Source organism: Paracoccus sp. (in: a-proteobacteria), from assembly GCF_030538495.1.
Taxonomy (GTDB): Bacteria; Pseudomonadota; Alphaproteobacteria; order Rhodobacterales; family Rhodobacteraceae; genus Paracoccus.
In genome coordinates, this window is the sequence record NZ_JAUNTW010000006.1 from 104819 (window position 1) to 128780 (window position 23962).

Genomic DNA, 23962 nt, shown 5'->3' on the forward strand with positions numbered 1-23962 from the left:
GGCGGGGTCGGATGTTCAGGTAAGACGAAGCAGCATGGCCTATTTGGGTGTGGAATCGTCGCTGACGGGGCGGTGTTGGATCGGTCCTGATGCGACGCTGGAACGATTGGCCGAAGGATTGGCCCAGCAGGCCGCGTTGCCGTTGCCGGTGGCGCGGGTGTTGGCCGAACGCGGGGTTCCGGCCGCCGATGCGGCGGCGTTTCTGGCCCCGAAATTGCGGGATTTACTGCCCGATCCCTTGACCCTGCGTGATATGGGGGTGGCCGCTGAACGGTTGGTTCAGGCCGCCATTCAGGGGCAGCGCATCGCGGTGTTCGCCGATTATGATGTCGATGGCGGGTCATCGGCGGCCTTGTTGTTGGATTGGCTGCGTCAGCAGGGCCGCGACGCCACGCTGTATATTCCCGACCGCATCGACGAAGGCTATGGCCCGAACGCCCCCGCCATGTCCGGGCTGGCCGCCGCGCATGATCTGATTATCTGCGTGGATTGCGGCACGCTGTCGCATGATGCGCTTGCCGCCGCCCAAGGTTGCGATGTCATTGTTCTGGATCACCATTTGGGGGGTGAAACCCTGCCCCCCGCCTTGGCCGTGGTGAACCCCAATCGCGCGGACGAAGACGGCGCGTTAGGGCATCTGTGCGCGGCGGGTGTGGTGTTTCTGACGCTGGTTCAGGCGGGGCGCGTGCTGCGGGGCATGGGCCGGGCGGAACCCGATCTGATGGCGATGCTGGATTTGGTAGCCTTGGCCACGGTCGCGGATGTGGCACCGCTGGTCGGTGTGAACCGCGCCTTTGTCCGGCAGGGGCTGGCCGTGATGGCGCGGCGGGCGCGGCCCGGTCTGGTGGCGCTGTCGGATGTGGCGCGGCTGGATGGCCCGCCCAGCGCCTTTCATCTGGGGTTTCTGCTGGGGCCGCGCATCAATGCGGGCGGGCGTGTGGGCCGTGCCGATCTGGGCGCGCTGACCTTGGCGAGCCGCGATCCGGCCCATGCCGAACGTCTGGCCGCGCAACTGGACGAATTGAACCGCGACCGCCGCGCCATTGAAGCCGCGGTAAGGGCCGAGGCTGTGGCTCAGGTCGAGGCGCGCGGCGACACCCGCCTGTCATGGGCCGCGGGCGAGGGCTGGCATCCCGGCGTGGTCGGCATCGTCGCCGCGCGGGTCAAGGAATCGTCGAACCTGCCTTCGGTCGTGATCGGCGTGGATGGCGGCATCGGCAAAGGATCGGCCCGGTCGGTTCCGGGCGTCGATCTGGGCCGCGCCATTCAGCGGCTGGCCCGCGAAGGGCTGCTGATCAAGGGCGGCGGTCACGAAATGGCCGCCGGTCTGACCGTGGATGCGGACCGCATCCCCGCCGCTATGGATCGTCTGGCCGAACTGATCGCGCCGCAACTGGCCGCGCGCAGCGGGGTGGGCGATCTGCGCATATCGGGCCTTCTGGACCCGGCGGGGGCCACGCCGGATATGTTTCGGATGCTGGAAGACGCCGGCCCCTTTGGTCAGGCCGCCCCGGCGCCGCGCTTTGCATTCGGCGATCAGTTGATCGACAGCGCCGCGACCATGGGTGACGGGCATCTGCGGCTGTCCTTTCGCAGCCCCGGCGGCCCGGCGATCGAGGCCGTCGCATGGGGCGCGATGAACACCCCGCTTGGCCCCGGTCTGATTGGCGCCAAGGGGCGGCGGTTCCATCTGGCTGGCAAGCTGGAGCTGTCCACATGGGGCGGGCGCGAACGGCTGCGGCTGCGTCTGGATGATGCGGCACCTGTGTGATGGGCCGGTCTGACGGTCTGGTCAGCCCGCGCCGCGCCCGCTAACCTGCATCCAAACGGTGACACCAAAGGGGATGACATGAAACTGACTTGGCTTGGCCATTCCGGCTTTCGTCTGGAAATCGAAAACGCGGTGATCCTGATTGATCCGTGGCTGTCGGGCAATCCGATGTTCCCCGAAGATGCCCGCGACGACGCCCTGCGCGGGGCGACGCATATTCTGCTGACCCACGGCCATGGCGACCATTCCGGCGACACGCTGGCCATTGCCAAGGAATTGAACATCCCCATCGTCGGCATCTATGACCTGATCAATTCATGGGAAGGCCCCGAACAGATCACCGGCATCGGCTTTAACAAAGGCGGCACGGTCGATCTGAACGGCGCGCGCGTCACGATGGTGAATGCCAGCCATTCCAGTTCGCTGGACGGGCCGGATGGGCCGATCTATGCGGGACATGAATCGGGCTATATGATCGCGGGCGACGGGCATGTGATCTATGTCAGCGGCGACACCGATATAATGGCCGATATGGCGTGGATGGGCGAATATCATCAGCCCGATATCGGCATCCTGTCGGCGGGCGGTCATTTCACCATGGATATGAAACGCGCCGCATGGGCCGCGCGGAAATATTTCGATTTCCGGGTGGTGATCCCGTGCCATTACAAAACCTTTCCGCTGCTGGAACAGTCGGCAGAGGCTTTGCGTGACGGGTTGCCCGGCGTGCAGGTCATTGAACCCACCGTGATGAAGGCCATCGAATTGTGACTCTATTTCAGACCTTTGACGAACCGGCGGGCGGCGGCGCACATGCGGCCCGGTTAAATGTCCTGCGCGCGCGGCTGGCGGCGGATGGGCTGGACGGGTTCATCATCCCGCGCGCCGATGTGCATCAGGGCGAATATGTCGCCGATTGCGACGCGCGGCTGGGCTGGCTGACCGGTTTCACCGGCAGCGCAGGGTTCGCCATCGTGCTGCCCGATCAGGCGGGGGTGTTCATCGACGGACGCTATCGCGTGCAGGTCCGCGCACAGGTGGACGGCGCGCAGTTTACGCCGGTCCATTGGCCCGAAACCGGCGCGGCGGATTGGCTGCGTCAGGCTCTGCCCGCAGGGGGGCGCGTGGGCTTTGACCCGTGGCTGCACACGCGGGCGGACATCGCGGCCTTGGATAAGGCATTGGCGGGCAGCGGCATCGGGCTGATCGCCGTGGATCAAAACCCGGTCGATGCGATCTGGTCCGACCGCCCCGCACCGCCGGTCGGGGCCGCGCGCATCCATGACGCGGATCATGCGGGTGAAACGGCGGGCGACAAACGCGCCCGGATCGCCGCTGATCTGGCGCAGGCGGGACAGGCGGCGGCGGTGCTGACCCTGCCCGATTCGGTGTCGTGGCTGCTGAACATCCGGGGCGCGGATGTGCCGCGCAATCCGGTGGTGCAATCCTTTGCGGTGATCTGGGCCGATGGCCGGGTGGCGCTGTTTGCCGATCCCGCGAAATTCGACGACGCTTTGCGCGCGCATCTGGGCGACGGCGTGTCGATCCTGCCGCCCGAAGGCTTCGCTGCCGCGCTGACCCATCTGGAAGGTCCGGTGCTGCTGGACCCCGACACCGCGCCCGAGGCGGCGTTTCGGATCCTCGAATCCCACGGAACGCCGATCACGCCGGGCCGCGATCCGGCGATCATGCCCAAAGCGCGGAAAAACCCATCCGAGCTGACCGGGATGCAGGCCGCGCATCGCCGCGACGGCGCGGCCATGGTGCGGCTGCTGTGCTGGCTGGATGGCCAAAACCCCGGTGATCTGACGGAAATCGACGTCGTGCAGCGGCTGGAACAGTTCCGCCGGGATGCGGGCGCGCATGACATCAGCTTTGACACGATTATGGGCGCGGGGCCAAACGGCGCGATTGTGCATTACCGCGTGACCGAAGCCAGCAACCGCCCGCTGGCCCCCGGCGAATTGCTGTTGATTGATTCGGGCGGGCAATATGCGGACGGCACAACCGACATCACCCGCACGGTGGCACTGGGCGAACCCGATGCGCGGGCCGTCGCGCCCTATACGGCGGTGCTGCGCGGGATGATCGCGGTCAGTCAGGCGCGCTTTCCGACAGGGGTTGCCGGCGCGCATCTGGACGCTCTGGCGCGGCAATTCCTGTGGGCGCAGGGTTTGGATTACGACCACGGCACCGGCCACGGCGTCGGCGCGGCGCTGTGCGTCCACGAAGGCCCGGTGCGCATCAGCCGCGCCAGCACGCTGCCGCTGGAACCGGGGATGATCCTGTCGAATGAACCGGGCTATTACCGCGAAGGCGCATTCGGCATCCGCATTGAAAACCTGATCGTGGTGACACCGGCGGACGCGGAACCGGGGCGGCAGATGCTGGGCTTTGACACGCTGACGCTCTGCCCCATTGACACGCGGCTGGTCGATGCTGGCGCGCTGTCGCTGGATGAACGGGACTGGATCAACGCCTATCACGCCCGCACCCGCACGGAACTCTCGGACCTGCTGGACGAAACCACACGCGACTGGCTCACCCGCGCCACAGAACCGATCTGAACGCCCGCCTTATCTTCTGTGCATAAATATCCCGGGGGGTCCGGGGGGCTGGCCCCCCGGCCTCTCAACCTAAACCGGCCTCTCCACCTTACGCCGCCCTCTCCCCCGGCGTGACCATAGCCACAATATCCATCATAATCGTGTTCAACTGAAAATCCTTGGGCGTATAGACTCGCGCGACCCCCATCCCCAACAGCCGCGCGGCGTCGTCATCGGGGATGATGCCGCCGACGATCACCGGCACATCGGACAGCCCCGCATCGCGCATCCGCTCCATCAGATCCGCGATCAGGGGCAGGTGACTGCCCGACAGGATCGACAAGCCCACGACATGCGCCTGATCGGCCACGGCGCGGGCGACGATCTGTTCGGGGGTCAGGCGGATGCCTTCGTATGTAATGTCCATGCCGCAATCGCGCGCGCGAAAGGCAATCTGTTCGGCGCCGTTGGAATGGCCGTCCAGCCCCGGCTTGCCGACCACGAATTTCAACCGCCGCCCCAATTGGGTGCTGACCTGATCCACGGCGTCGCGGATGTGGTCCAGCCCCTCGGTCTGGTTGGACGGGCTGACCGACACGCCAGTCGGGCCGCGATATTCGCCATGCACCGCGCGCATCACCCCAGCCCATTCGCCGGTGGTCGCGCCCGCCTTGGCCGCCGCGATCGACGCGGGCATGATATTTTCGCCCGCAGCCGCCGCCTGACGCAGCGCGTCCAAGGCCGCCCGCACCGCCCCATCGTCCCGGCCCGCGCGCCATTCGGTCAGCCGCGCGATCTGGTCCTGCTCAACCGCCGGATCGACAACCATAATTCCGCCATCCCCCGCGGTCAGAGGCGACGGCTCTCCCTGTTGCCAGCGATTGACACCGACCACCACGGTATCATGCGATTCAATCCGGTTCAGCCGCGCGGCGTTTGATTCGACCAGCCGCGACTTCATGTAATCAATCGCCGCAATCGCGCCGCCCATATCGTCCAGCAACTGCAATTCCGCGCGCGCGCCGTCTTTCAGCGCGTCCACCTTGGCCGCGATCACGGGGTTGCCGTCGAACAGATCGCCATATTCCAACAGATCGGTTTCATAGGCGACGATCTGTTGCATCCGCAGCGACCATTGCTGATCCCAGGGGCGCGGCAGGCCCAAAGCCTCGTTCCAGGCCGGCAATTGCACGGCGCGCGCGCGGGCGTTTTTCGACAGCGTGACGGCCAGCATTTCCAACAGGATGCGATAAACATTGTTTTCCGGCTGCTGTTCGGTCAGGCCCAGACTGTTGACCTGCACGCCGTAACGGAACCGGCGGAACCGTTCATCCGTGATGCCGTAACGATGGGCGGTGATGTCGTCCCATAATTCGGTAAAGGCGCGCATTTTGCACATTTCCGTCACGAACCGGATCCCCGCATTCACAAAGAACGAAATGCGCCCGACCATGGCCGGGAATTCATCCGCCGGGACTTTGCCGCGCAGATCGTCCAGAACCGCGATTGCCGTGGCCAAGGCATAGGCCAGCTCCTGTTCCGGCGTCGCGCCAGCTTCTTGCAGGTGATAGGAACACACATTCATCGGGTTCCATTTCGGCAGATGTTCGCGGGTATAGGCCGCAACATCCGTAATCATCGCCAGCGACGGTTTCGGCGGGCAGATATAGGTGCCGCGCGACAGATATTCTTTGATCAGGTCGTTCTGCACCGTGCCTTGCAGCGCCGAAATATCCGCGCCCTGTTCCTGCGCAACGGCGATATACAGCGCCAACAGCCACGGCGCGGTCGCGTTGATTGTCATGGATGTGTTCATCTGATCCAGCGGGATCTGATCGAACAGCGCGCGCATATCGCCCAAGTGACAGATGGGAACGCCGACCTTGCCGACCTCGCCCCGGGCCAGAATGTGATCGCTGTCATAGCCGGTCTGCGTCGGCAGATCGAAGGCGACGGACAGGCCGGTCTGCCCTTTCGACAGGTTCGAGCGATACAATTCGTTCGATTTCGCAGCCGTCGAATGGCCCGCATAGGTGCGGAACAGCCAAGGTTTATCTTTTTGGGTCATGCGGCGCCCCTGAAACAATCTTACGGTCAGGACACCCCTATCGCAACAATCATGCGCCGTCAATTCGCTGCAATGCGGCAAATATCGCGCCCAACCGGACCCCGGCGCATCATCAAAAGATGATGCAATCCGAACAACGATCCGTTATGGTTGCATCAACCCGATCAGCCCCGAGCCGCCATGACCCGCCCGCTGCGCTATCCCGTCGAAACCGCGCGCCTTTTGGCGGTGCTGTGCCTGGTCAGTTACCATGTCATCGGCCCGACGGGGGCCACGGCCTTGCAGCAGGGCTATCCGTCACCCCTGCGCATCTTTGCCGACCTGTTGATCGACGTGCGGATGCCGTTGTTCGCGGCGATTTCGGGGCTGCTCTATGCGATCCGACCGCCGCAGATCAGCCAGCTGACGACATTTTTCCGGGGCAAAGCGGCACGCCTGCTGGTTCCGGGGGCCGTGGCGATCATCCTGTTCATCGCGTTTTCCAATCTGCTGAACACGCCCTTTGCCCTGCATGACAATTTCCACCTGCCCTTTGTGCAGGGCTATGCGCATTTCTGGTTCCTTCAGGCGATTTTCGTGATTTTTCTGGTCTTTGCGCCGCTGGATGCGGCTCTGAGGCAGCGGTTTTCCGTGCCGATCATGCTGGCGGGGCTGGTCGCGGTCTGGGCGGGGCTGCGCAGCCCGGTGGAGCTGTTTTCCGCACAGGGCGCGGTGTATCTGTTTCCGTATTTCCTGCTGGGCGTGAATCTGTGGCGGTATCGCGACTGGATCGCATCCCGGCGGGGAGAACTGATCATCATCGCCGCGACCGCGCTGTCGATCGGAGTGGCGTGGAACATCGCGACGCTGCACGAAACGGGGCAATTGTCGCTGGGGCGGTATGATTTGCAGTCGATCCTGACCTCGGTCGGGGTGTGCGTGGTGGTGTTTCTGACGCTGCCGCAGGTGCCGGCTCTGGCGGGGTTCGGCGCGGTGTCGTTTACGATTTACCTGTATCATGTCTTTGGGACATCGGGCGCGCGCCGACTGGCCGAAGGGCTGGGCGTCACCTCCATTCCGGTCATTTTCGTGCTGGGCGTGGCGGCAGGATTTGCGGTGCCGTGGATCATTCACCGCCTGTCCAGCCAGCATCCGATCACGCGCGGGCTGGTGCTGGGCCAATGGCCGCGGCGCAGCATTTCGGCAACGCCAGCCACGGCAACGGCGCAATAAGCGACATATTCTTTCACATCAGGCCTTCATATGGTTGCAATATTGCGCAGCGGCGGTTACGCCTTGTCGGACGACCGCGCCGATTCTGCACTGCGGCACCACGAAGGAGACACCGATGGCCCTGGACGCCCCGACCCCGATCGCGCCCTATGATGCGCCGGAAAAAGATTTGTATGCTGTGGGCGAAATGCCCCCTCTGGGCTTTGTTCCCAAACAGATGCACGCATGGGCCATTCGCCGCGACCGGCATGGCGAACCCGAACAGGCCATGCTGCAAGAGGTGGTGGACGTTCCCGACATCGACAGCCACGAAGTGCTGGTTCTGGTGATGGCGGCGGGTGTGAATTACAACGGGATCTGGGCCGGTCTGGGCCAGCCGATCAGCCCCTTTGATGGCCATGGCGCGCCGTTTCACATTGCGGGGTCGGATGCCTCCGGCATCGTCTGGGCCGTCGGCAGCAAGGTGAAACGCTGGAAGGTCGGTGACGAAGTGGTCATCCACTGCAACCAAGACGACGGCGACGACGAACATTGCAACGGCGGCGACCCGATGCACAGCCCCAGCCAGCGGATTTGGGGTTACGAAACCCCCGACGGGTCATTCGCGCAATTCACCCGTGTGCAGGCGCAGCAATTGATGCCCCGCCCGCGTCACCTGACCTGGGAAGAGTCGGCCTGTTACACTCTGACGCTGGCCACGGCCTATCGGATGCTGTTCGGCCATGAACCGCACGAACTGAAGCCCGGCATGAATGTGCTGGTCTGGGGTGCCTCGGGCGGTTTGGGATCCTATGCCATTCAGCTGATCAACGCGGCGGGCGGCAACGCCATCGGCGTGATTTCCGAAGAAGACAAACGCGATTTCGTTCTGGGTCTGGGCGCCAAGGGCGTGATCAACCGCAAAGAATTCAACTGCTGGGGCCAACTGCCCAAGGTGAACACCCCCGAATACAAAGAATGGTTCACCGAGGCGCGCAAATTCGGCAAGGCCATCTGGGACATCACCGGCAAAGGCAACAATGTGGACATCGTGTTTGAACATCCGGGCGAAGCGACGTTTCCCGTGTCCACGCTGGTCTGCAAAAAAGGCGGCATGATCGTGATCTGCGCCGGGACCACCGGGTTCAACTGCACCTTTGACGTGCGCTATCTGTGGATGCACCAGAAGCGCGTTCAGGGCAGCCACTTCGCGCATTTGAAACAGGCCAGTGCCGCGAACCAGCTGATGCTGGAACGCCGTCTGGACCCTTGCATGTCCGAGGTGTTCCCATGGGCCGAAATCCCGCAGGCGCATACGAAAATGTATAAAAACCAGCACAAACCCGGCAATATGGCCGTGCTGGTGCAATCGCCCGTCACCGGCCTGCGCACGTTCGAAGACGCGCTAGAGGCCGGTCCCAAGGGCTGACAAACGCGGAACGGGCCGTCACGGCCCGTTCCGCCGCTATGGCATGGGGGAACCCTGACCCCGCCCGCGTGTTGGCCCTTGTGTGACAACGCAAAGGCCCAGCCCATGACCAAAGACCTGACCGCCATCACCGACGCCATCATCGCGCGCAATCCGGGCGAAGATGACTTTCATCAGGCGCTGCGGCAGGTTCTGGCCAGCCTGCAACCTTTGGTCAAAAAACACCCCGATTATCTGGATCACGCGCTGATTCAGCGCATTTGCGAACCCGAACGCCAGATCATCTTTCGCGTGCCATGGGTGGATGACGACCATCAGGTGCAGGTCAATCGCGGCTTTCGGGTGCAATACAGTTCCGCCTTGGGTCCGTATAAGGGCGGGCTGCGGTTTGATCCGGGCCTGACGCTGGGGACGGTGAAATTTCTGGGCTTTGAACAGATGTTCAAAAACGCGCTGACCGGGCTGCCCATCGGCGCGGGCAAAGGCGGCGCGGATTTTGACCCGCACGGCCGGTCCGAGGACGAAGTGATGCGGTTCTGCCAGTCCTTCATCACCGAAATGTGGCGGCATCTGGGCGATGACATCGACATTCCCGCCGGCGACAAAGGCGTAGGCGAACGCGAAGTCGGATTTATGTTCGGCCATTACCGCCGCCTGACAAACCGGTCCGAGAACGGCGTCATCACCGGCAAGGCGCTGACGCTGGGCGGTCTGCGCGGCCGGGCCGAGGCCACGGGCTACGGCACCGTCTTTTTTCTGCAACGGATGCTGGAAACGCATAACGACAATTTGGACGGCAAAACCTGCATCGTGTCGGGGGCGGGCGATGTGTCGATCTATGCCATTGAAAAGATACGCGATGCGGGCGGTGTGGTGCGGGCCTGTTCCGACAGCGGCGGCTTTGTTCAGGACGATGACGGCATCGACGTAGAATTGCTGAAACAGGTCAAACAGGATCAGGGGGAATCGCTGGCCGCCTATGCCAAGACCCGCAAAAACGCGCGGTTTCACAAAGACAAAACCCCGTGGGGCGTGGCCTGCGACATCGCCATTCCCGCCGCCACCGAAAACGAACTGGACGCCGCCGACGCCGCACGCCTGATCAAAAACGGCGTGAACATCGTGGCCGAGGGCGCGAATATGCCCTGCACCGCCGACGCGACCGACGCCTTTCGCAAAGCGGGCGTGCTGTTCGCCCCGGCCAAGGCCGCCAATGCGGGCGGGGTCGCCGCATCGGTGCTGGAAATGCAGCAAAACGCCACGCTGGACGACTGGGACCGCGACCGCACCAACCGCCATCTGCAACGGATCATGACCGATCTGCACGACACCTGCACCAGCACCGCCGCCGAATATGGCAATGGCGATGATTACATGCTGGGCGCCAATATCGCGGGGTTTCAGCGCGTGGCGCGGGCGATGCGCGCCATGGGGGTGGTGTGAATTTAGGCGTTTCTAACCGTCTCTAACCCTGTATAACACATCCACCTTATACAGCCGCAGATTTGGTTAGATGGACCCTGTTCGCAATCCCTTTGCCCCCGGCGCGGGCGCGCAGCCGCCGGAACTGGCGGGGCGTCACGGCGTGATCCAATCCGCCGATTTCGCCATTCAGCGCGCCCTGATGGGCCGCCCCGCCCGGTCGCAAATGCTGCTGGGCCTGCGCGGCGTGGGCAAAACCGTGCTGCTGAACCGCATCGAAACGCAGGCCAGCGATGCCGGCCACCTGACCAGCTTTATCGAAGCGCGCGAGGGTGAGCCTCTGGCCAGCCTGTTGTTTCCCGCCGCCCAACAGATCGTGCGCAAATTATCGGTGATCGAGACCGCCAAAACCGCCGGTCTGGCCGCCATGCGCGCGCTGCGCAGCTTTGCCAAGACGTTCAAGATCAGCTTTGGCGATATTTCCATTTCCGTGGACCCCGAACCGGGCGTCGCCGACAGTGGCAATCTGGAACTGGATTTACCCGAACTGTTCCTGACCATCGGTCAGGCGGCGGCCGCAGCGGGCAAGGCGTGGACCCTGCTGATCGACGAAGTGCAATATCTGAAAGAACCCGATCTGGCCGCGCTGATCGTGGCGATCCACCGGGCCAATCAACGCAACCTGCCGATTTTGTTTTTCGGCGCCGGTCTGCCGCAGGTCGCGGCGCTGTCGGGGGATGCCAAATCCTATGCCGAACGGCTGTTTGAATACCCCGCCATCGGCGCGCTGTCCCCGGACGCCGCCACCGACGCGCTGCGCCAACCCATTCTGGACGAAGGCGAAACCATCACCGATGACGCACTGGCGCGGATGGTGGCGGAAACGCAGGGCTATCCCTATTTCCTGCAAGAATGGGGGTTTCAGGCATGGAACGCCGCGGCCCAGTCGCCCATCACGGCGGGCGACGTGGACAGCGCCACCGAAAACGCCCTGCGCCGTCTGGATCAGGGGTTTTTCAAAGTCCGCTTTGACCGGCTGACCCCCAAAGAACGCGAATATGTCATCGCCATGGCGCGTCTGGGGGCCGGTCCCTATCGGTCGTCCGATGTGGCCGATCTGATGGGCGAAACCGCGCAAGCCTTGGGGCCACGCCGCGCCAGCATCATCAGCAAAGGCATGATCTACAGCCCCGGCCACGGCGACATCGCCTTTACCGTGCCGTTGTTCGAGGCGTTTTTAACCCGGAATTACCTGTGACCTCCCCCACCCTTTCCCCCGACCAGGCCGAGGCTTGGGACGCGCTGACCGACACCTTCGCGAGCGCCGGAATTGATCTGGTGGCCGAGGAATTGCGCCCCCCCGAACCCGGCAAAGGCCGCGTCATGGCCGTGATCGGCAAGGCCGGTTCGGGCAAAACCCTGCTGCTGTCGCAGATCACGCAGGCGCTCTTGGCGGCGGGCGTCGATCTGATCAGCCCCGATTACGAACCCCGCCGCCGCAAAGACGCACGCAGCGTCGCCATTCTGGCCCCCACGAACAAAGCGGCCTTTGTGCTGCGGATGCGCGGCGTGCCGGCCACGACGATTCACCGGATTCTGTATACCCCGGTTTATGACCCCGAATATGAAAACATCGCGGAATGGCTGACCGGCACCGGCGACCGCCCCGCGATCGAAGGGCTGTCGGACACCGCACTGGACCGGGCCAAGGCGTTTTATGATCTGCACGCCTCGATCCCCGGCGCTTTGGCGGCGGCGGGGCTGCGCGGGTCGGACTTTATCCGGGGCTGGAAACGCCGCGACGAAGGGCTGGATATCGGCCTGATCGACGAAGCGTCGATGCTGGACGAAAAGCAATTCGACGATCTGCGCGAGATTTTCCCGGTGCTGGTGCTGTTTGGCGACCCGGCGCAGCTGGCCCCGGTGGGGCTGTCGGGGGAAATGGTGTTCGACCGTCTGGCCGCGCCGCAACGGCTGGTCCTGAACCGCATCCACCGGCAGGCGGGCGACAACCCGATTCTGGATTTGGCCCACGCACTGGCCGACGACGCCTTAGGTTTTGATGATTTTGAACGGCTGATCCGTCAGGCCGCCGCCCGCGATGACCGCGTGGTCTGGGCCGAACGCGTCGAAAGCGATCTGATGGCGCGCAGCCCGGTTCTGGTCTGGCGGAACGCCACGCGCATCCGGCTGATCCACGCATTCCGAACCGCCTATGGCGCGCCGGGCGATGCGCTGTTGCCGGGCGAGCCGCTGATCTGCGACGGGCTGGAACTGCCGCTGAAGCATCGCAAAAAACGCATCGACCTTGAGGCGCGCGGCCTGATCAAAGGCGCGCAGGTCGTTTACCTTGGCCCCGGCCGCAAACCCGGTTTTTCCCGCCTGCACGTCATCGGGGCCGAGGATCCGCGCCTGTCCGCCGCCAGCATCGTGAAAATCGAAATGCCGGATGAGGACGAACCCTTTATCCCCTATGCCGCGCGGATGGGGGCGGCGTTCCTGCACGGCGCGGCGGTCACGATCCACAAAGCCCAAGGGTCGCAATGGCCCGATGTGCAGGTCTTTGGCCCCGACATCAGCGCCGCCGCTTGGTCCAACCGGTCCGAGGCCGGCATCCCTCTGTGGAAACGCCTGACCTATGTGGCGATCACGCGGGCGCAGGAACGGCTGTTCTGGATCACCCGCGCGCGTCTGGCCCGCCCCGCCGGACCGCTGACCACCGACGACCTGACCGCCCCCGTGGCCGATCTGTCGCTGGAATCCGACCCGTCGTAACTGCGTCCCGCGACCGCCGGGGGTTTCACACCCCCGGACCCCCGTGGGATATTTTTGCACAGAAGATAAAGCGGGCCGCCTCTTTCATCTTGGCCCAAATATCCCGGGGGGAATCCGCGGCACGCGGATGGGGGGCTGGCCCCCCTGCCCGCTTGCGTCTGGGCGCAGGTCGCGCAAGACTGTGCCAAAAGGATACCATCCCATGACCGACACCCTGCCTGACCGCACGACCGATCGCCTGACTCAGGCCCTGACCGCGATTGATGCCGCCAATGCCGCCGATCCGACGCAGGTGGATGGGCAGCCTGCGGCGTTGATCTATGGTCAGCGGATGACGGCGGAACAGGACCGTCTGTTTCCCGACGCGCCCGATGTGCTGCGCATTGCCTGCCGGGGGCAGCATATCGAACGCTGGTTGTTGCCACGCAGCGATTTTCCCATGGACCGGGCGGGGTATTTCGCCTGGCGTCAGGAACAGGGGCGGCGTCATGCCGAACGGGTGGCGGGGATTATGGCGGATGCGGGCTATGATAGCGACGTCACCGATCAGGCGCGGCAGATGCTGACCAAACAGGGGATCAAGCGCGACCCCTTGGTTCAGGCGCTTGAGGATGTGGCCTGTTTCACCTTTATCCGCTGGTATCTGGGCGATTTTATGGCCGAACAGCCGGATGAGAAAATGCCCCGTATCATTGAACGCACGGCGCGGAAAATGTCGGCCGAGGCCCGCGCACGGGCTGTGCGTGAGTTTCCCATGCCGGACCATTTCGCGGCGCTGTTCCGGGGGGCCTGTTGATGCGCGCGATTATTGTGGCGCATGGCCAGCCCGGCGATCCGGGGCCGCAGGAACAGGCGTTGCAGGTGCTGGCCGCGCAGGTGGCGGCCTGCAACCCCGGCTGTCCCGTCCATGGCGCGACCTTGGCCATGCCCGGCGCGTTGCGCGTGGCGGAACCCGGCGATCTGATCTATCCCATGTTCATGGCCGAGGGCTGGTTTACCCGCAGCGAATTGCCCCGCCGGCTGGAGCAGGCGGGCGTTCGCGATGTGCGCATCCTGCGGCCCTTCGGGGCGGATGCCGCGCTGCCGGGGCTGATCCGTGCGATTGCCACCCGCGCCGCCGCCGAACAGGGGTGGACGCCGCGCGACACCACGCTGCTGCTGTCGGCGCATGGGTCGCAGCGGTCGCAGGCCAGCCATGACATCACGCAATCACTCGCCCGTGCTGTCGCGCCTTATTTCGCGCATGTGGTCACGGGGTTTGTGGAACAGGAACCCTATGTCGCCGATGCCGCGCGGGATTTGGGTCGCGCGGTGCATCTGCCTCTGTTCGCGCTGTCGGCGGAACATGTCACCGATGACCTGCCCGAGGCTTTGGACGCGGCGGGCTTTGACGGGGTGCGTCTGGACCCCATCGGATTGGCACCCGAAACCCCCGGCCTGATTGCAACGGCCATCCGGGGGCAGCGATGACCATCAACCCAGCCGATGACGGCGCGCGCATGTCCTTTGACGGACGGATGAGTTATGGCGATTATCTGGGGCTGGATGCGGTGCTGGACGCGCAGCATCCGCTGTCGCCCGCGCATGATGAAATGCTGTTCATCATTCAGCATCAGACCAGTGAATTATGGATGAAGCTGGCCCTGCATGAAATGGCCGCCGCGCGGATCGCGATTCAGGCGGGCGATCTGCAACCGGCGTTCAAAATGCTGACCCGCGTGTCCCGGATTATGGAACAGTTGAACAACGCCTGGGATGTTTTGCGCACCATGACGCCCAGCGAATACACGCAGTTTCGCCCCTATCTGGCGGAAAGCAGCGGGTTTCAGTCCTTTCAATACCGGATGATCGAATTTGTGGCGGGCAATCGCAATATGGCGATGATCGGGCCGCATGATCACCGCCCCGAACTGGCTGATGCTCTGCGGGCCGAGGCCGCGCAACCGTCGCTGTATGATGTGGTTCTGGCGCGGCTGGCAGGGGCGGGTTTTGACGTGCCGCCGCGCGACCGGCTGGATGTGCCGCATCAGCCCGACCCACAGGCGCGGGCGGCGTGGATCGCGGTTTACAATGACCCGGTGACGCATTGGGATCTGTATCAACTGGCCGAAAAGCTGGTTGATTTCGAAGATTATTTCCGTCGTTGGCGATTCAACCATGTGACCACGGTGGAACGCATTATCGGGTTCAAACGCGGATCGGGCGGCACGTCGGGGGTGAATTACCTGCGCCGGATGCTGGATGTCGTGCTGTTTCCGGATCTGTGGGAATTGCGCACCGATCTGTGACGCAATCAGTCCCGCATCAGGTAATCATAGGCACCCGCAACCTGAAACCCCAGCCCGTCATACAGCGCGCGGGCGGCGATGTTGCCCGTCCCCACGGCCAGGGCCACCTGCGACGCCCCGCGTTCCGCCCCCCAGAACGCGGCCTGTCGCATCATCCATCCGGCCAGACCGCTGCGGCGAAATTCGGGCAGCACGATCAGCGCGTGGACCATCACCACGCCGTCATGATGCCCGACAAAGGCGGTTCCGGCGGCGCGGTCGTTGATGCGGCCAAGGATCGACACTTTATCGCCTGCGACCCGCGCCATCACGTCGCGGCGCGCGGGGCCGAAATCGCCCGCATCCCACAGATCGCGCTGAATCGCCAAAGGTGGCCAGACCGGAATCGCGGTCACCGGCGGCAAAGCCTGATCGGTCAGCGCCGCCACCGGGGCCGTCATCAGCAACGCCCCGTCATGGCGGCGATAGCCGCGCGCGATCAGCGCATCGCGCAGCGCCGCGTCATCGGCCATCACGCGAAACAACGCGGGCTGGCCCCAGCGGCGATGCGCGGCCTCGGCCTGGGCGATGTCGTCCAGCGTCGGGTCGCTGACAGGCACAGCGGACCGGACACGTTCGCCCGCCCCGGTGCCGCGCGCCACGCGAAACGCGCCGGCCGTTGCGTATTCAACCGCGGGCCATGTCGCGTCAAAGGCGGCCCAGACCGCGTTCACAGCGCCAGCCTTTCGCGCAGGGCCGCCATGGCCATGCCGACACGCGCGCCGTCCAGACCACGCACGACCAGATTCGTTCCCCAGCCCGTTTCGTCGTGAAAGGGATAGGATCCCAGCGACAGATCGGAAAAGTCCTGCGCGACGGCGGCCAGCCCTTCGGCCACGTCGGATTCGCCGCGCCGCACCTCGACCGTCAGGGATTGGACCGGGCGACCGCCGGGCAGGCGCGGGATCAGCCAATCGACCATGGTTAAAAACACCTGCGGCACCCCGGCCATCACATGCGTGTTGCCGATGGAAAAACCCGGCGCGGCGGATGCGGCGTTTTCAATCAGCGTCGCGCCCACCGGGATGCGGGCCATGCGCAGGCGGTTTTCGGTCAGCTCGATCCCCAGTTTGTCGTAACGCGCCTGCAACAGCGCGCGGGCCTGCGGGTTCACCTGAACCGTCGTCCCATGCGCGGCGGCGACGGCATCAGCGGTAATATCGTCATGCGTCGGACCAATGCCGCCGCTGGTGAACAACAGGTCATAGGCCCCGCCCAGCGATTTGTCATATTCGCGAATCGCCGCCACGATGCGGTCGTGATCGTCGGCGACGACGCGAATTTCGCGCAGGTCAAAGCCCGTCGCGTTCAGCACTTGGGCCAGATGATGCGCGTTGCCTTCGCGGGTGCGGCCGGACAGGATTTCATCCCCGATCACCAGAATGGCGGCGGTTGGGTTGTCTGACTGCATGGCGCGGCCCCCTCTGATCGCGATTTCCCCCTTGTTTGCACGCCGCTGGGGCTGGAACAAGTGGCCGCGCGTGTCTATCTGTGGCGCGATCACGAAAGGAACGATTATGACCGAAGGCCGCATCACCAAAGAGGGAATCCGCATCCACCTGCCCGAAGATTCCGCCGGGATGCGTGTTGCCGGGCGGCTGGCCGCGCAGATTCTGGACGACGTGGGGCCTCTGGTCGAACCCGGCGTGACCACCGGCGCATTGGATGATTTCATCCGCAACCGCGTGGCCGAACTGGGCGCGACCAGTGCCACGATCGGGTATCGCGGCTATCAGCACGCCAGTTGCATCAGCGTGAATCACGTCGTCTGCCACGGGATTCCGGGCGATAAGGTGCTGGCAAACGGCGATATTCTGAACATCGACGTGACCGTGATCGTGGATGGCTGGTTCGGTGACACCAGCCGCATGTATGTGGCGGGCAAAGCCCCGCTGAAGGCGCAGCGGCTGATTCAGGTCACCTATGACGCGCTGATGCTGGGGATTGATGCGGTGCGCCCCGGCGCGACATTCGGCGACATCGGTGCCGCGATCCAGACCTATGCCGAAGGACACCGCATGTCGGTGGTGCGCGATTTCTGCGGGCATGGAATCGGTCGGGTGTTTCACGCGCCGCCGAACGTGGTTCACTTTGGCCGCGCGGGCAAAGGCCCGGTTCTGGAAGAAGGCATGTTTTTTACCATCGAACCGATGATCAACCTTGGCCGCCCCGAAACCAAGACGCTGGCCGATGACTGGACCGCCGTCACCCGCGACCGTTCGCTGTCGGCGCAGTTTGAACATACGGTCGGCGTAACCGCCGATGGATTCGAGATTTTCACCCCATCGGACCGGTTCTTCCCAACGCTGGGCTGACCGCCCCGCGACCGCAAACAGACCCCCGACACCGCCCCCGCGCCGCCCCGCCGGGGGCGTTTTCATGCGCGGATTGCCGCCGCATTTTTCCGGCGAATTGTCATAATGATGTCACAATTTTCATACATAGGCGTCACATCGGGGCGGTAATCCTTAACCGTCCTTTAACCTCCGTCCCAACGGGAGACTAAGATATGAAAAAATTCGGTTTTGCCGCCACGGCTGTGTCGGTGATCGCTCTGTCCGCGACCGCTGCTGTTGCTCGTGACCAGATTCAGGTCGCTGGTTCGTCCACCGTTCTGCCCTACGCGACCATCGTGTCGGAACTGTTCGGCGAAAACTATGACTTCGCCACCCCGGTCATCGAATCGGGCGGGTCGTCGACCGGTCTGCGCCGCTTCTGCGAAGGCGTCGGCACCAACACCACCGACATCGCCAACAGCTCGCGTCCGATCCGTCCGAACGAAATCGAAACCTGCCACGCCAATGGCGTCACCGACATCATGGAAGTGCGCATCGGTTACGACGGGATCGTGTTCGCGAATCTGGCGACCTCGAACGAATTCGCGTTCACCCCGGCTGACTGGTTCAACGCCATGGCTGCCAAGCGCGTTGAAAACGGTGAAGTCGTTGACAACACCCTGACCAACTGGAACCAGGTGAACCCGGAACTGGCCGACCAGGAAATCATGGCCTTTGTTCCCGGCACCCGTCACGGCACCCGTGAAGTGTTCGAAGAAAAAGTGATCATGATCGGTTGCGAAACCTCGGGCGCCAAAGCTGTGTTCGCTGAAAAACTGAGCGAAGACGAAGCCAAAGAAGCCTGCCACGCCCTGCGCACCGACGGTCGCGCTGTGGACATCGACGGCGACTACACCGAAACGCTGGCCCGCATCAACAGCGCGCCCAACGGCATCGGCGTGTTCGGTCTGTCCTTCTATGAAAACAACACCGACACCCTGCAAGTGGCGACCATCGACGGCGTGACGCCTTCGACCGAAACCATTGCGTCGGGCGAATACCCGGTGTCGCGCCCGCTGTATATCTATGTCAAAAAAGCCCATATCGGCACCATCCCCGGCCTGAAAGAATTCGTCGAATTCTTCGTGTCGGACGAAGTTGCTGGCCCGGCTGGCCCGCTGTCGGCTTATGGTCTGGTGTCCGATCCGGAACTGGCTTCGGTTCAGCAAGCTGTCGCTGACGAAGTGACCATGAACTGATTTTGACCTTTGGGCGGCGCGATCTGTTCGCGCCGCCCATTTTTGTTTGACGAATACCCCCAAACCGCCCCCTTACAAGGAACCGCCAGATGCCTATGTCCTGGGCCTTGGTCGCCAGCCTGCTGCTGGCCACGGCAGGCTATCTTGTCGGACGCAGCCGCGCGCTTTCCGCCGCCGGCAGTGATATTCGCGTCCTGCACAGCCGCCCCACCTATCACGGCGCCAATGTGGCGCTGCTTGCATTTCTTCCGGCTGTCGCCATCATGGCGATTGCGTCGTTTCTGCGTATGGCAGGCGTTCTTGGCGCCAGTGCCATGCCGATTGTCAGCATTCTGGCACTGGCTGCGGCCATCGCCGGTCTGGGCTGGGGCGTGACGCGCATCAGCACCGAATTCCGCGCCCGCAACACCGTGGAGAAAATGGTTCTGGGGATCCTGATCTTCTGTTCCACGATCGCCATTGCCACGACCATCGGCATCGTGATGTCGCTGATCTTTGAAACGGGCCGCTTCTTCCAACTGCATGACTGGCGCGATTTCCTGTTCGGCACGCAATTCGCGCCGCGCCCCGAAGGTATTTCGCGTCTGGGGATGCTGCCGCTGTTGTGGGGGACGATGTATATTTCGTTCATCGCGCTGCTGTTTGCGGTTCCGATTGGCCTGTTGGCCGCGATTTATCTGTCGGAATATGCCAGCCCGCGGATGCGGTCGATCGCGAAACCCGTGGTCGAGGTTCTGGCCGGTATCCCGACCATCGTTTACGGTCTGTTTGCTCTGGTCACGGTTGGCCCGATGCTGCGCGATTATTTCGCTCAGCCGCTGGGTCTGGGGTCGTCGGCCTCGTCCGTGATGACCGCCGGGCTGGTTATGGGCATCATGCTGATCCCGTTCGTCAGCTCGCTGTCCGATGACATCATCAACGCCGTGCCGCAAAGCCTGCGCGACGGTGCGCTGGGTCTGGGATCCACGCAGTCGGAAACCGTGAAACAGGTGGTTCTGCCCGCCGCGCTGCCCGGTATCGTCGGCGCCATTCTGCTGGCCGCCAGCCGCGCCATCGGGGAAACCATGATCGTGGTTCTGGGGGCCGGTGCCGCCGCCACCATGAGCCTGAACCCCTTCGAGGCCATGACCACCATCACGGTGAAGATCGTGGGCCAGCTGACCGGGGATAACGACTTTTCGTCGCCTGAAATGCTGGTTGCTTTTGCACTGGGCCTGACCCTGTTCATCATCACCCTGATCCTGAACATCGTCGCACTGTATATCGTGCGCAAATATCGCGAGCAGTACGAATGACCGATATTTCCCAAACCCCGCCCCCGGCTGCGAATACACATTCGTCGCTGCTGACGCTGGACAAACGCACCCGCAACCGGAACGCGACGGAAAAACGCTTTCGCGCCTATGGCCTGACCGCCATCGGGATTGCGGTTCTGGCGCTGATTATTCTGGTGTCCACCATCCTGCGCGACGGTTCCAGCGCGTTCCGCCAGACCTATCTGGATTTGCCGGTTTATCTGGATGCGCAGATCGTTGACCCGAACGGCAATCGCGATCCGGCCGAAATGGCCCGCGTGCTGACGCTGTCCTACAGCCGTATTCTGGACGCCTCGCTGGATCGTGCCGTCGCTGGCATGAACCTGAACATCGACGGCCTGACCGAACGCGACATCGACGGTCTGGTGTCGCGCGAAGCCGCCGCTCAATTGCGGACCAAGGTTCTGAACGACCCCGAACTGGTCGGCCAGACGATTGACGTGAACGTGCTGACGAATGGCCGCATCGACGGTTATTTCAAAGGCCGCGTCACCATGGCCAGCGCCGAACGCGACAGCAACACATCGCCCGCGCAGCTGATGCTGGCCGATGAACTGAAACGTCAAGGCCTGTTGGTCACGCGCTTCAACCGTGAATTCATCACCAACCCCGACGCATCCGACCAACGCCCCGAAGCCGCCGGTCTGGGCGTCGCGATCCTGGGTTCGGCCTATATGATGCTGGTGGTGCTGTTCCTGGCGGTGCCGATTGGGGTGGCTGCTTCCATCTATCTGGAAGAATTCGCGCCGAAAAACCGCTGGACCGACATTATCGAGGTGAACATCGCCAATCTGGCCGCCGTTCCGTCGATCGTGTATGGTATTCTGGGTCTGGCCGCGTTCATCAGCTTTGCCGGTCTGCCGCAATCGGCGCCCATCGTCGGCGGTCTGGTTCTGACCCTGATGACCCTGCCCACCATCATCATCGCCACCCGCGCATCGCTGAAATCGGTGCCGCCGTCGATCCGTGATGCGGCACTGGGCATCGGTGCGTCGCGGATGCAAACCGTGTTCCACCACGTTCTGCCGCTGGCGATGCCGGGCATCCTGACCGGGACCATCATTGGTCTGGCGCAGGCACTGGGCGAAACCGCGCCGCTGCTGCTGATCGGCATGGTCGCCTTCGTGCGCACCTATCCCGATGCGCCGTGGTCGGGCGGTCTGATGGACCCCGCTTCGGCTCTGCCGGTTCAGGTCTATAACTGGACCCAACGGTCGGATCCGGCCTTTATCGAACGCGCATCTGGCGCAATCATCATCCTGTTGATCTTCCTGCTGTGTATGAACGTGCTGGCCGTCTATCTGCGCCGCAAGTTCGAACGCCGCTGGTAATCCCACGGCGTAAGGAGAAAACCCATGTATGACGTTTCCCGCACGGAGAGCACCGTGAACACCGATAATATCAAAATTTCCGCCCGCAAGGTTCAGGTCTATTACGGCGAAAAACACGCCATCAAAGACGTGGATGTGGACATTCTGGACAAAACCGTGACCGCCTTTATCGGGCCGTCGGGTTGCGGCAAATCCACGTTCCTGCGCTGCATCAACCGCATGAACGACACCATCGACGTGTGCCGCGTCGAAGGCAAAATCAATCTGGATGGCGAAGACATCTATGATAAACGCGTGGACCCGGTTCAGCTGCGCGCCAAAGTGGGCATGGTGTTCCAGAAACCGAACCCCTTCCCCAAGTCGATCTATGACAACGTGGCTTACGGCCCGCGCATCCACGGTCTGGCCCGCACCAAGGCCGATCTGGACGCCATCGTCGAAAAATCCCTGCGCGGCGCCGCGCTGTGGAATGAGGTCAAAGACCGCCTGAACGAAACCGGCACCGGCCTGTCGGGGGGTCAGCAACAGCGTCTGTGCATCGCGCGCGCGGTTGCCACCTCGCCCGAAGTGCTGCTGATGGACGAACCCTGTTCGGCACTGGACCCCATCGCCACCAGTCAGGTCGAAGAACTGATCGACCAGCTGCGTCAGGAATTTTCGGTCGTGATCGTGACCCACTCGATGCAGCAGGCCGCGCGCGTCAGCCAGAAAACCGCGTTCTTCCACTTGGGCAATCTGGTGGAATATGGCTCGACCGACGACATCTTTACCAACCCCAAAGACAGCCGGACCGAATCCTATATCTCGGGCCGCATTGGTTAAGGAACCGGATATGACGAACGAAAAACACATCGCTTCGGCGTTTGACCGCGATCTGGAAACCATTCAGGCTTTGGTCGTCAAAATGGGCGGCATGGTCGAGGCGGCGATTTCCGACGCGGCCAATTCGCTGGCCAATCAGGACGAAGAACTGGCCGAAGATGTGCGCCGCCGCGACGCCGCCATCGACGCCTTGGAAACCCAGATCAACGAAGAGGCCGCGCGCCTGATCGCCCTGCGCGCACCGACCGCCACGGATCTGCGCATGGTGCTGGCGGTGATGAAAATCGCCGCCTCGCTGGAACGTGTGGGCGATTACGCGAAAAACATCGCGAAACGCACCACCGTTCTGTCGCAGGGTCAGGTCGTCGACGGCTCTGGCGCGGCCCTGCGCCGGATGAGCGTGGCCGTCAGCAAAATGCTGCAGGATTCGCTGGACAGCTATATCCGCCGCGACGCGGAACTGGCCGCCGATGTGCGTCAGCGCGATCTGGAAGTGGATCAGATGTATAACGCGCTGTTCCGCGAATTCCTGACCCATATGATGGAAGACCCGCGCAACATTTCCGCCTGTATGCACCTGCATTTCATTGCGAAAAACATCGAACGCATGGGCGATCATGCGACCTCGATTGCTGAACAGGTGATCTATCTGGTCACCGGGACCATGCCGGAAGAAAACCGCCCGAAAGTCGGCAGCGTTTCGGCCTGATCCACCCGCCAAAGGAGAGCATGATGACCGAACGAGCCCCCTGCGTTTTGTTGGTCGAGGATGAAAACGCCCAGCGTGAAGTTCTTCAATACAACCTTGAAGCCGAAGGATTTACCGTCATTTCGGCTGATAATGGCGAAGATGCACTGTTGCTGGTGCGCGAGGAAATGCCGGCTCTGATCGTGTTGGACTGGATGCTGCCCAAAGTGTCGGGCATCGAGGTCTGCCGTCAGGTCAAAGCCGATATGGCCACGCGCGACATCCCGGTTGTCATGCTGTCCGCCCGCAGCGAAGAGGTGGACCGCGTCCGCGGTCTGGAAACCGGGGCGGATGATTACGTCGTCAAGCCCTATTCTGTGGTGGAACTGATGGCGCGGTTGCGCACGCAACTGCGCCGCACCCGCCCGGCTTCGCTGGGCGAACGGCTTAGCTTTCGCGACATCATTCTGGACGCGTCCGAACATCGCGTGTTCCGGGGCGGCAAACATCTGCATCTGGGACCGACCGAATTTCGTCTGCTGTCCACGCTGATGGAAAAACCGGGCCGGGTCTGGACGCGCGAACAGCTGCTGGACCGGGTCTGGGGGCGCGACATTTACATCGACACCCGCACCATCGACGTGCATGTCGGCCGTCTGCGCAAAGCCCTGACCAAAGAGGGCGGCGATGATCCCGTCCGCACGGTTCGCGGCACGGGCTACGCCTTGGGCTGATTTTCAG

Annotated in this window: 21 protein-coding genes; 18 read left to right on the top strand and 3 right to left on the bottom strand. The window is 63.2% G+C overall.

The window, feature by feature from the left end; genetic code table 11:
* Nucleotides 1–34 precede the first annotated feature (34 nt).
* From recJ to Q4G20_RS07395, 3 genes are all read left to right on the top strand, one after another.
* Nucleotides 35–1771 carry a single-stranded-DNA-specific exonuclease RecJ gene (recJ, locus tag Q4G20_RS07385; protein WP_303342781.1) on the top strand — a complete coding sequence of 579 codons (1737 nt, stop codon included), beginning with the start codon at nucleotides 35–37 and terminating at the stop codon, nucleotides 1769–1771.
* Nucleotides 1772–1849: 78 nt separating this feature from the next.
* Nucleotides 1850–2542, top strand: a complete 693-nt coding sequence (locus Q4G20_RS07390; RefSeq protein WP_303342782.1) for a metal-dependent hydrolase — start codon at nucleotides 1850–1852, stop codon at nucleotides 2540–2542.
* A complete protein-coding gene (locus Q4G20_RS07395) occupies nucleotides 2539–4338 on the top strand; it encodes an aminopeptidase P family protein (RefSeq protein WP_303342783.1) in 1800 nt (599 codons plus the stop codon). The genes Q4G20_RS07390 and Q4G20_RS07395 overlap by 4 nt, the downstream gene beginning before the upstream one ends.
* 88 nt (nucleotides 4339–4426) lie before the next feature.
* Here the strand turns inward: Q4G20_RS07395 and Q4G20_RS07400 are convergent, their stop codons facing one another.
* Nucleotides 4427–6385, bottom strand: a complete 1959-nt coding sequence (locus tag Q4G20_RS07400) for a protein meaA (RefSeq protein ID WP_303342784.1) — start codon at nucleotides 6383–6385, stop codon at nucleotides 4427–4429.
* A 180-nt stretch (nucleotides 6386–6565) separates the two neighbouring features.
* On the opposite strand from Q4G20_RS07400, the gene Q4G20_RS07405 reads away from it, so the two are divergent.
* From Q4G20_RS07405 to kynA, 8 genes are all read left to right on the top strand, one after another.
* Nucleotides 6566–7597 carry an acyltransferase family protein gene (locus Q4G20_RS07405; RefSeq protein WP_303342785.1) on the top strand — a complete coding sequence of 344 codons (1032 nt, stop codon included), beginning with the start codon at nucleotides 6566–6568 and terminating at the stop codon, nucleotides 7595–7597.
* Between the two features lie 115 nt (nucleotides 7598–7712).
* Complete coding sequence (gene ccrA, locus Q4G20_RS07410; protein WP_303342786.1) at nucleotides 7713–9005, top strand: crotonyl-CoA carboxylase/reductase; 1293 nt, start codon at nucleotides 7713–7715, stop codon at nucleotides 9003–9005.
* Nucleotides 9006–9110: 105 nt separating this feature from the next.
* The gene (gene gdhA, locus Q4G20_RS07415; RefSeq protein ID WP_303342787.1) at nucleotides 9111–10448 is read left to right on the top strand and encodes an NADP-specific glutamate dehydrogenase; all 1338 of its coding nucleotides are present in this window, start codon (nucleotides 9111–9113) and stop codon (nucleotides 10446–10448) included.
* A gap of 70 nt (nucleotides 10449–10518) precedes the next feature.
* Nucleotides 10519–11685: an ATP-binding protein gene (locus Q4G20_RS07420; RefSeq protein WP_303342788.1), complete on the top strand. Its 1167-nt coding sequence runs from the start codon at nucleotides 10519–10521 to the stop codon at nucleotides 11683–11685.
* A complete protein-coding gene (locus Q4G20_RS07425; protein WP_303342789.1) occupies nucleotides 11682–13202 on the top strand; it encodes an ATP-dependent RecD-like DNA helicase in 1521 nt (506 codons plus the stop codon). The genes Q4G20_RS07420 and Q4G20_RS07425 overlap by 4 nt, the downstream gene beginning before the upstream one ends.
* 202 nt (nucleotides 13203–13404) lie before the next feature.
* Complete coding sequence (locus tag Q4G20_RS07430; RefSeq protein ID WP_303342790.1) at nucleotides 13405–13998, top strand: DUF4202 domain-containing protein; 594 nt, start codon at nucleotides 13405–13407, stop codon at nucleotides 13996–13998.
* Nucleotides 13998–14672, top strand: a complete 675-nt coding sequence (locus Q4G20_RS07435) for a sirohydrochlorin chelatase (RefSeq protein ID WP_303342791.1) — start codon at nucleotides 13998–14000, stop codon at nucleotides 14670–14672. The genes Q4G20_RS07430 and Q4G20_RS07435 overlap by 1 nt, the downstream gene beginning before the upstream one ends.
* Nucleotides 14669–15490: a tryptophan 2,3-dioxygenase gene (gene kynA, locus Q4G20_RS07440; protein WP_303342792.1), complete on the top strand. Its 822-nt coding sequence runs from the start codon at nucleotides 14669–14671 to the stop codon at nucleotides 15488–15490. The genes Q4G20_RS07435 and kynA overlap by 4 nt, the downstream gene beginning before the upstream one ends.
* Before the next feature lie 5 nt (nucleotides 15491–15495).
* Here kynA and Q4G20_RS07445 read toward each other — a convergent pair whose 3' ends face one another.
* Both Q4G20_RS07445 and Q4G20_RS07450 read right to left on the bottom strand, forming a co-directional pair.
* Nucleotides 15496–16203 carry an N-acetyltransferase gene (locus Q4G20_RS07445; RefSeq protein ID WP_303342793.1) on the bottom strand — a complete coding sequence of 236 codons (708 nt, stop codon included), beginning with the start codon at nucleotides 16201–16203 and terminating at the stop codon, nucleotides 15496–15498.
* Nucleotides 16200–16940 carry a molybdopterin-binding protein gene (locus tag Q4G20_RS07450; protein ID WP_303342794.1) on the bottom strand — a complete coding sequence of 247 codons (741 nt, stop codon included), beginning with the start codon at nucleotides 16938–16940 and terminating at the stop codon, nucleotides 16200–16202. The genes Q4G20_RS07445 and Q4G20_RS07450 overlap by 4 nt, the downstream gene beginning before the upstream one ends.
* Nucleotides 16941–17046: 106 nt before the next feature.
* On the opposite strand from Q4G20_RS07450, the gene map reads away from it, so the two are divergent.
* The 7 genes from map (at nucleotide 17047) to phoB (ending at nucleotide 23955) form a co-directional block, all read left to right on the top strand.
* Nucleotides 17047–17844, top strand: a complete 798-nt coding sequence (map, locus tag Q4G20_RS07455) for a type I methionyl aminopeptidase (RefSeq protein WP_303342795.1) — start codon at nucleotides 17047–17049, stop codon at nucleotides 17842–17844.
* A gap of 194 nt (nucleotides 17845–18038) precedes the next feature.
* Complete coding sequence (locus Q4G20_RS07460; protein ID WP_303342796.1) at nucleotides 18039–19064, top strand: substrate-binding domain-containing protein; 1026 nt, start codon at nucleotides 18039–18041, stop codon at nucleotides 19062–19064.
* 89 nt (nucleotides 19065–19153) lie between these two features.
* On the top strand, nucleotides 19154–20359 hold the full coding sequence (gene pstC / locus Q4G20_RS07465) for a phosphate ABC transporter permease subunit PstC (RefSeq protein ID WP_303342797.1): 1206 nt from the start codon (nucleotides 19154–19156) through the stop codon (nucleotides 20357–20359).
* Entirely contained in the window at nucleotides 20356–21711 is a 1356-nt protein-coding gene (gene pstA / locus Q4G20_RS07470; protein ID WP_303342798.1) for a phosphate ABC transporter permease PstA, read from the top strand. The genes pstC and pstA overlap by 4 nt, the downstream gene beginning before the upstream one ends.
* Before the next feature lie 24 nt (nucleotides 21712–21735).
* Entirely contained in the window at nucleotides 21736–22533 is a 798-nt protein-coding gene (gene pstB, locus Q4G20_RS07475) for a phosphate ABC transporter ATP-binding protein PstB (protein ID WP_303342799.1), read from the top strand.
* Between the two features lie 10 nt (nucleotides 22534–22543).
* A complete protein-coding gene (gene phoU / locus Q4G20_RS07480) occupies nucleotides 22544–23242 on the top strand; it encodes a phosphate signaling complex protein PhoU (protein ID WP_303342800.1) in 699 nt (232 codons plus the stop codon).
* Nucleotides 23243–23265: 23 nt separating this feature from the next.
* Nucleotides 23266–23955, top strand: coding sequence for a phosphate regulon transcriptional regulator PhoB (gene phoB, locus Q4G20_RS07485; RefSeq protein WP_303342895.1), 690 nt, complete (start codon nucleotides 23266–23268; stop codon nucleotides 23953–23955).
* Nucleotides 23956–23962: the final 7 nt, after the last annotated feature.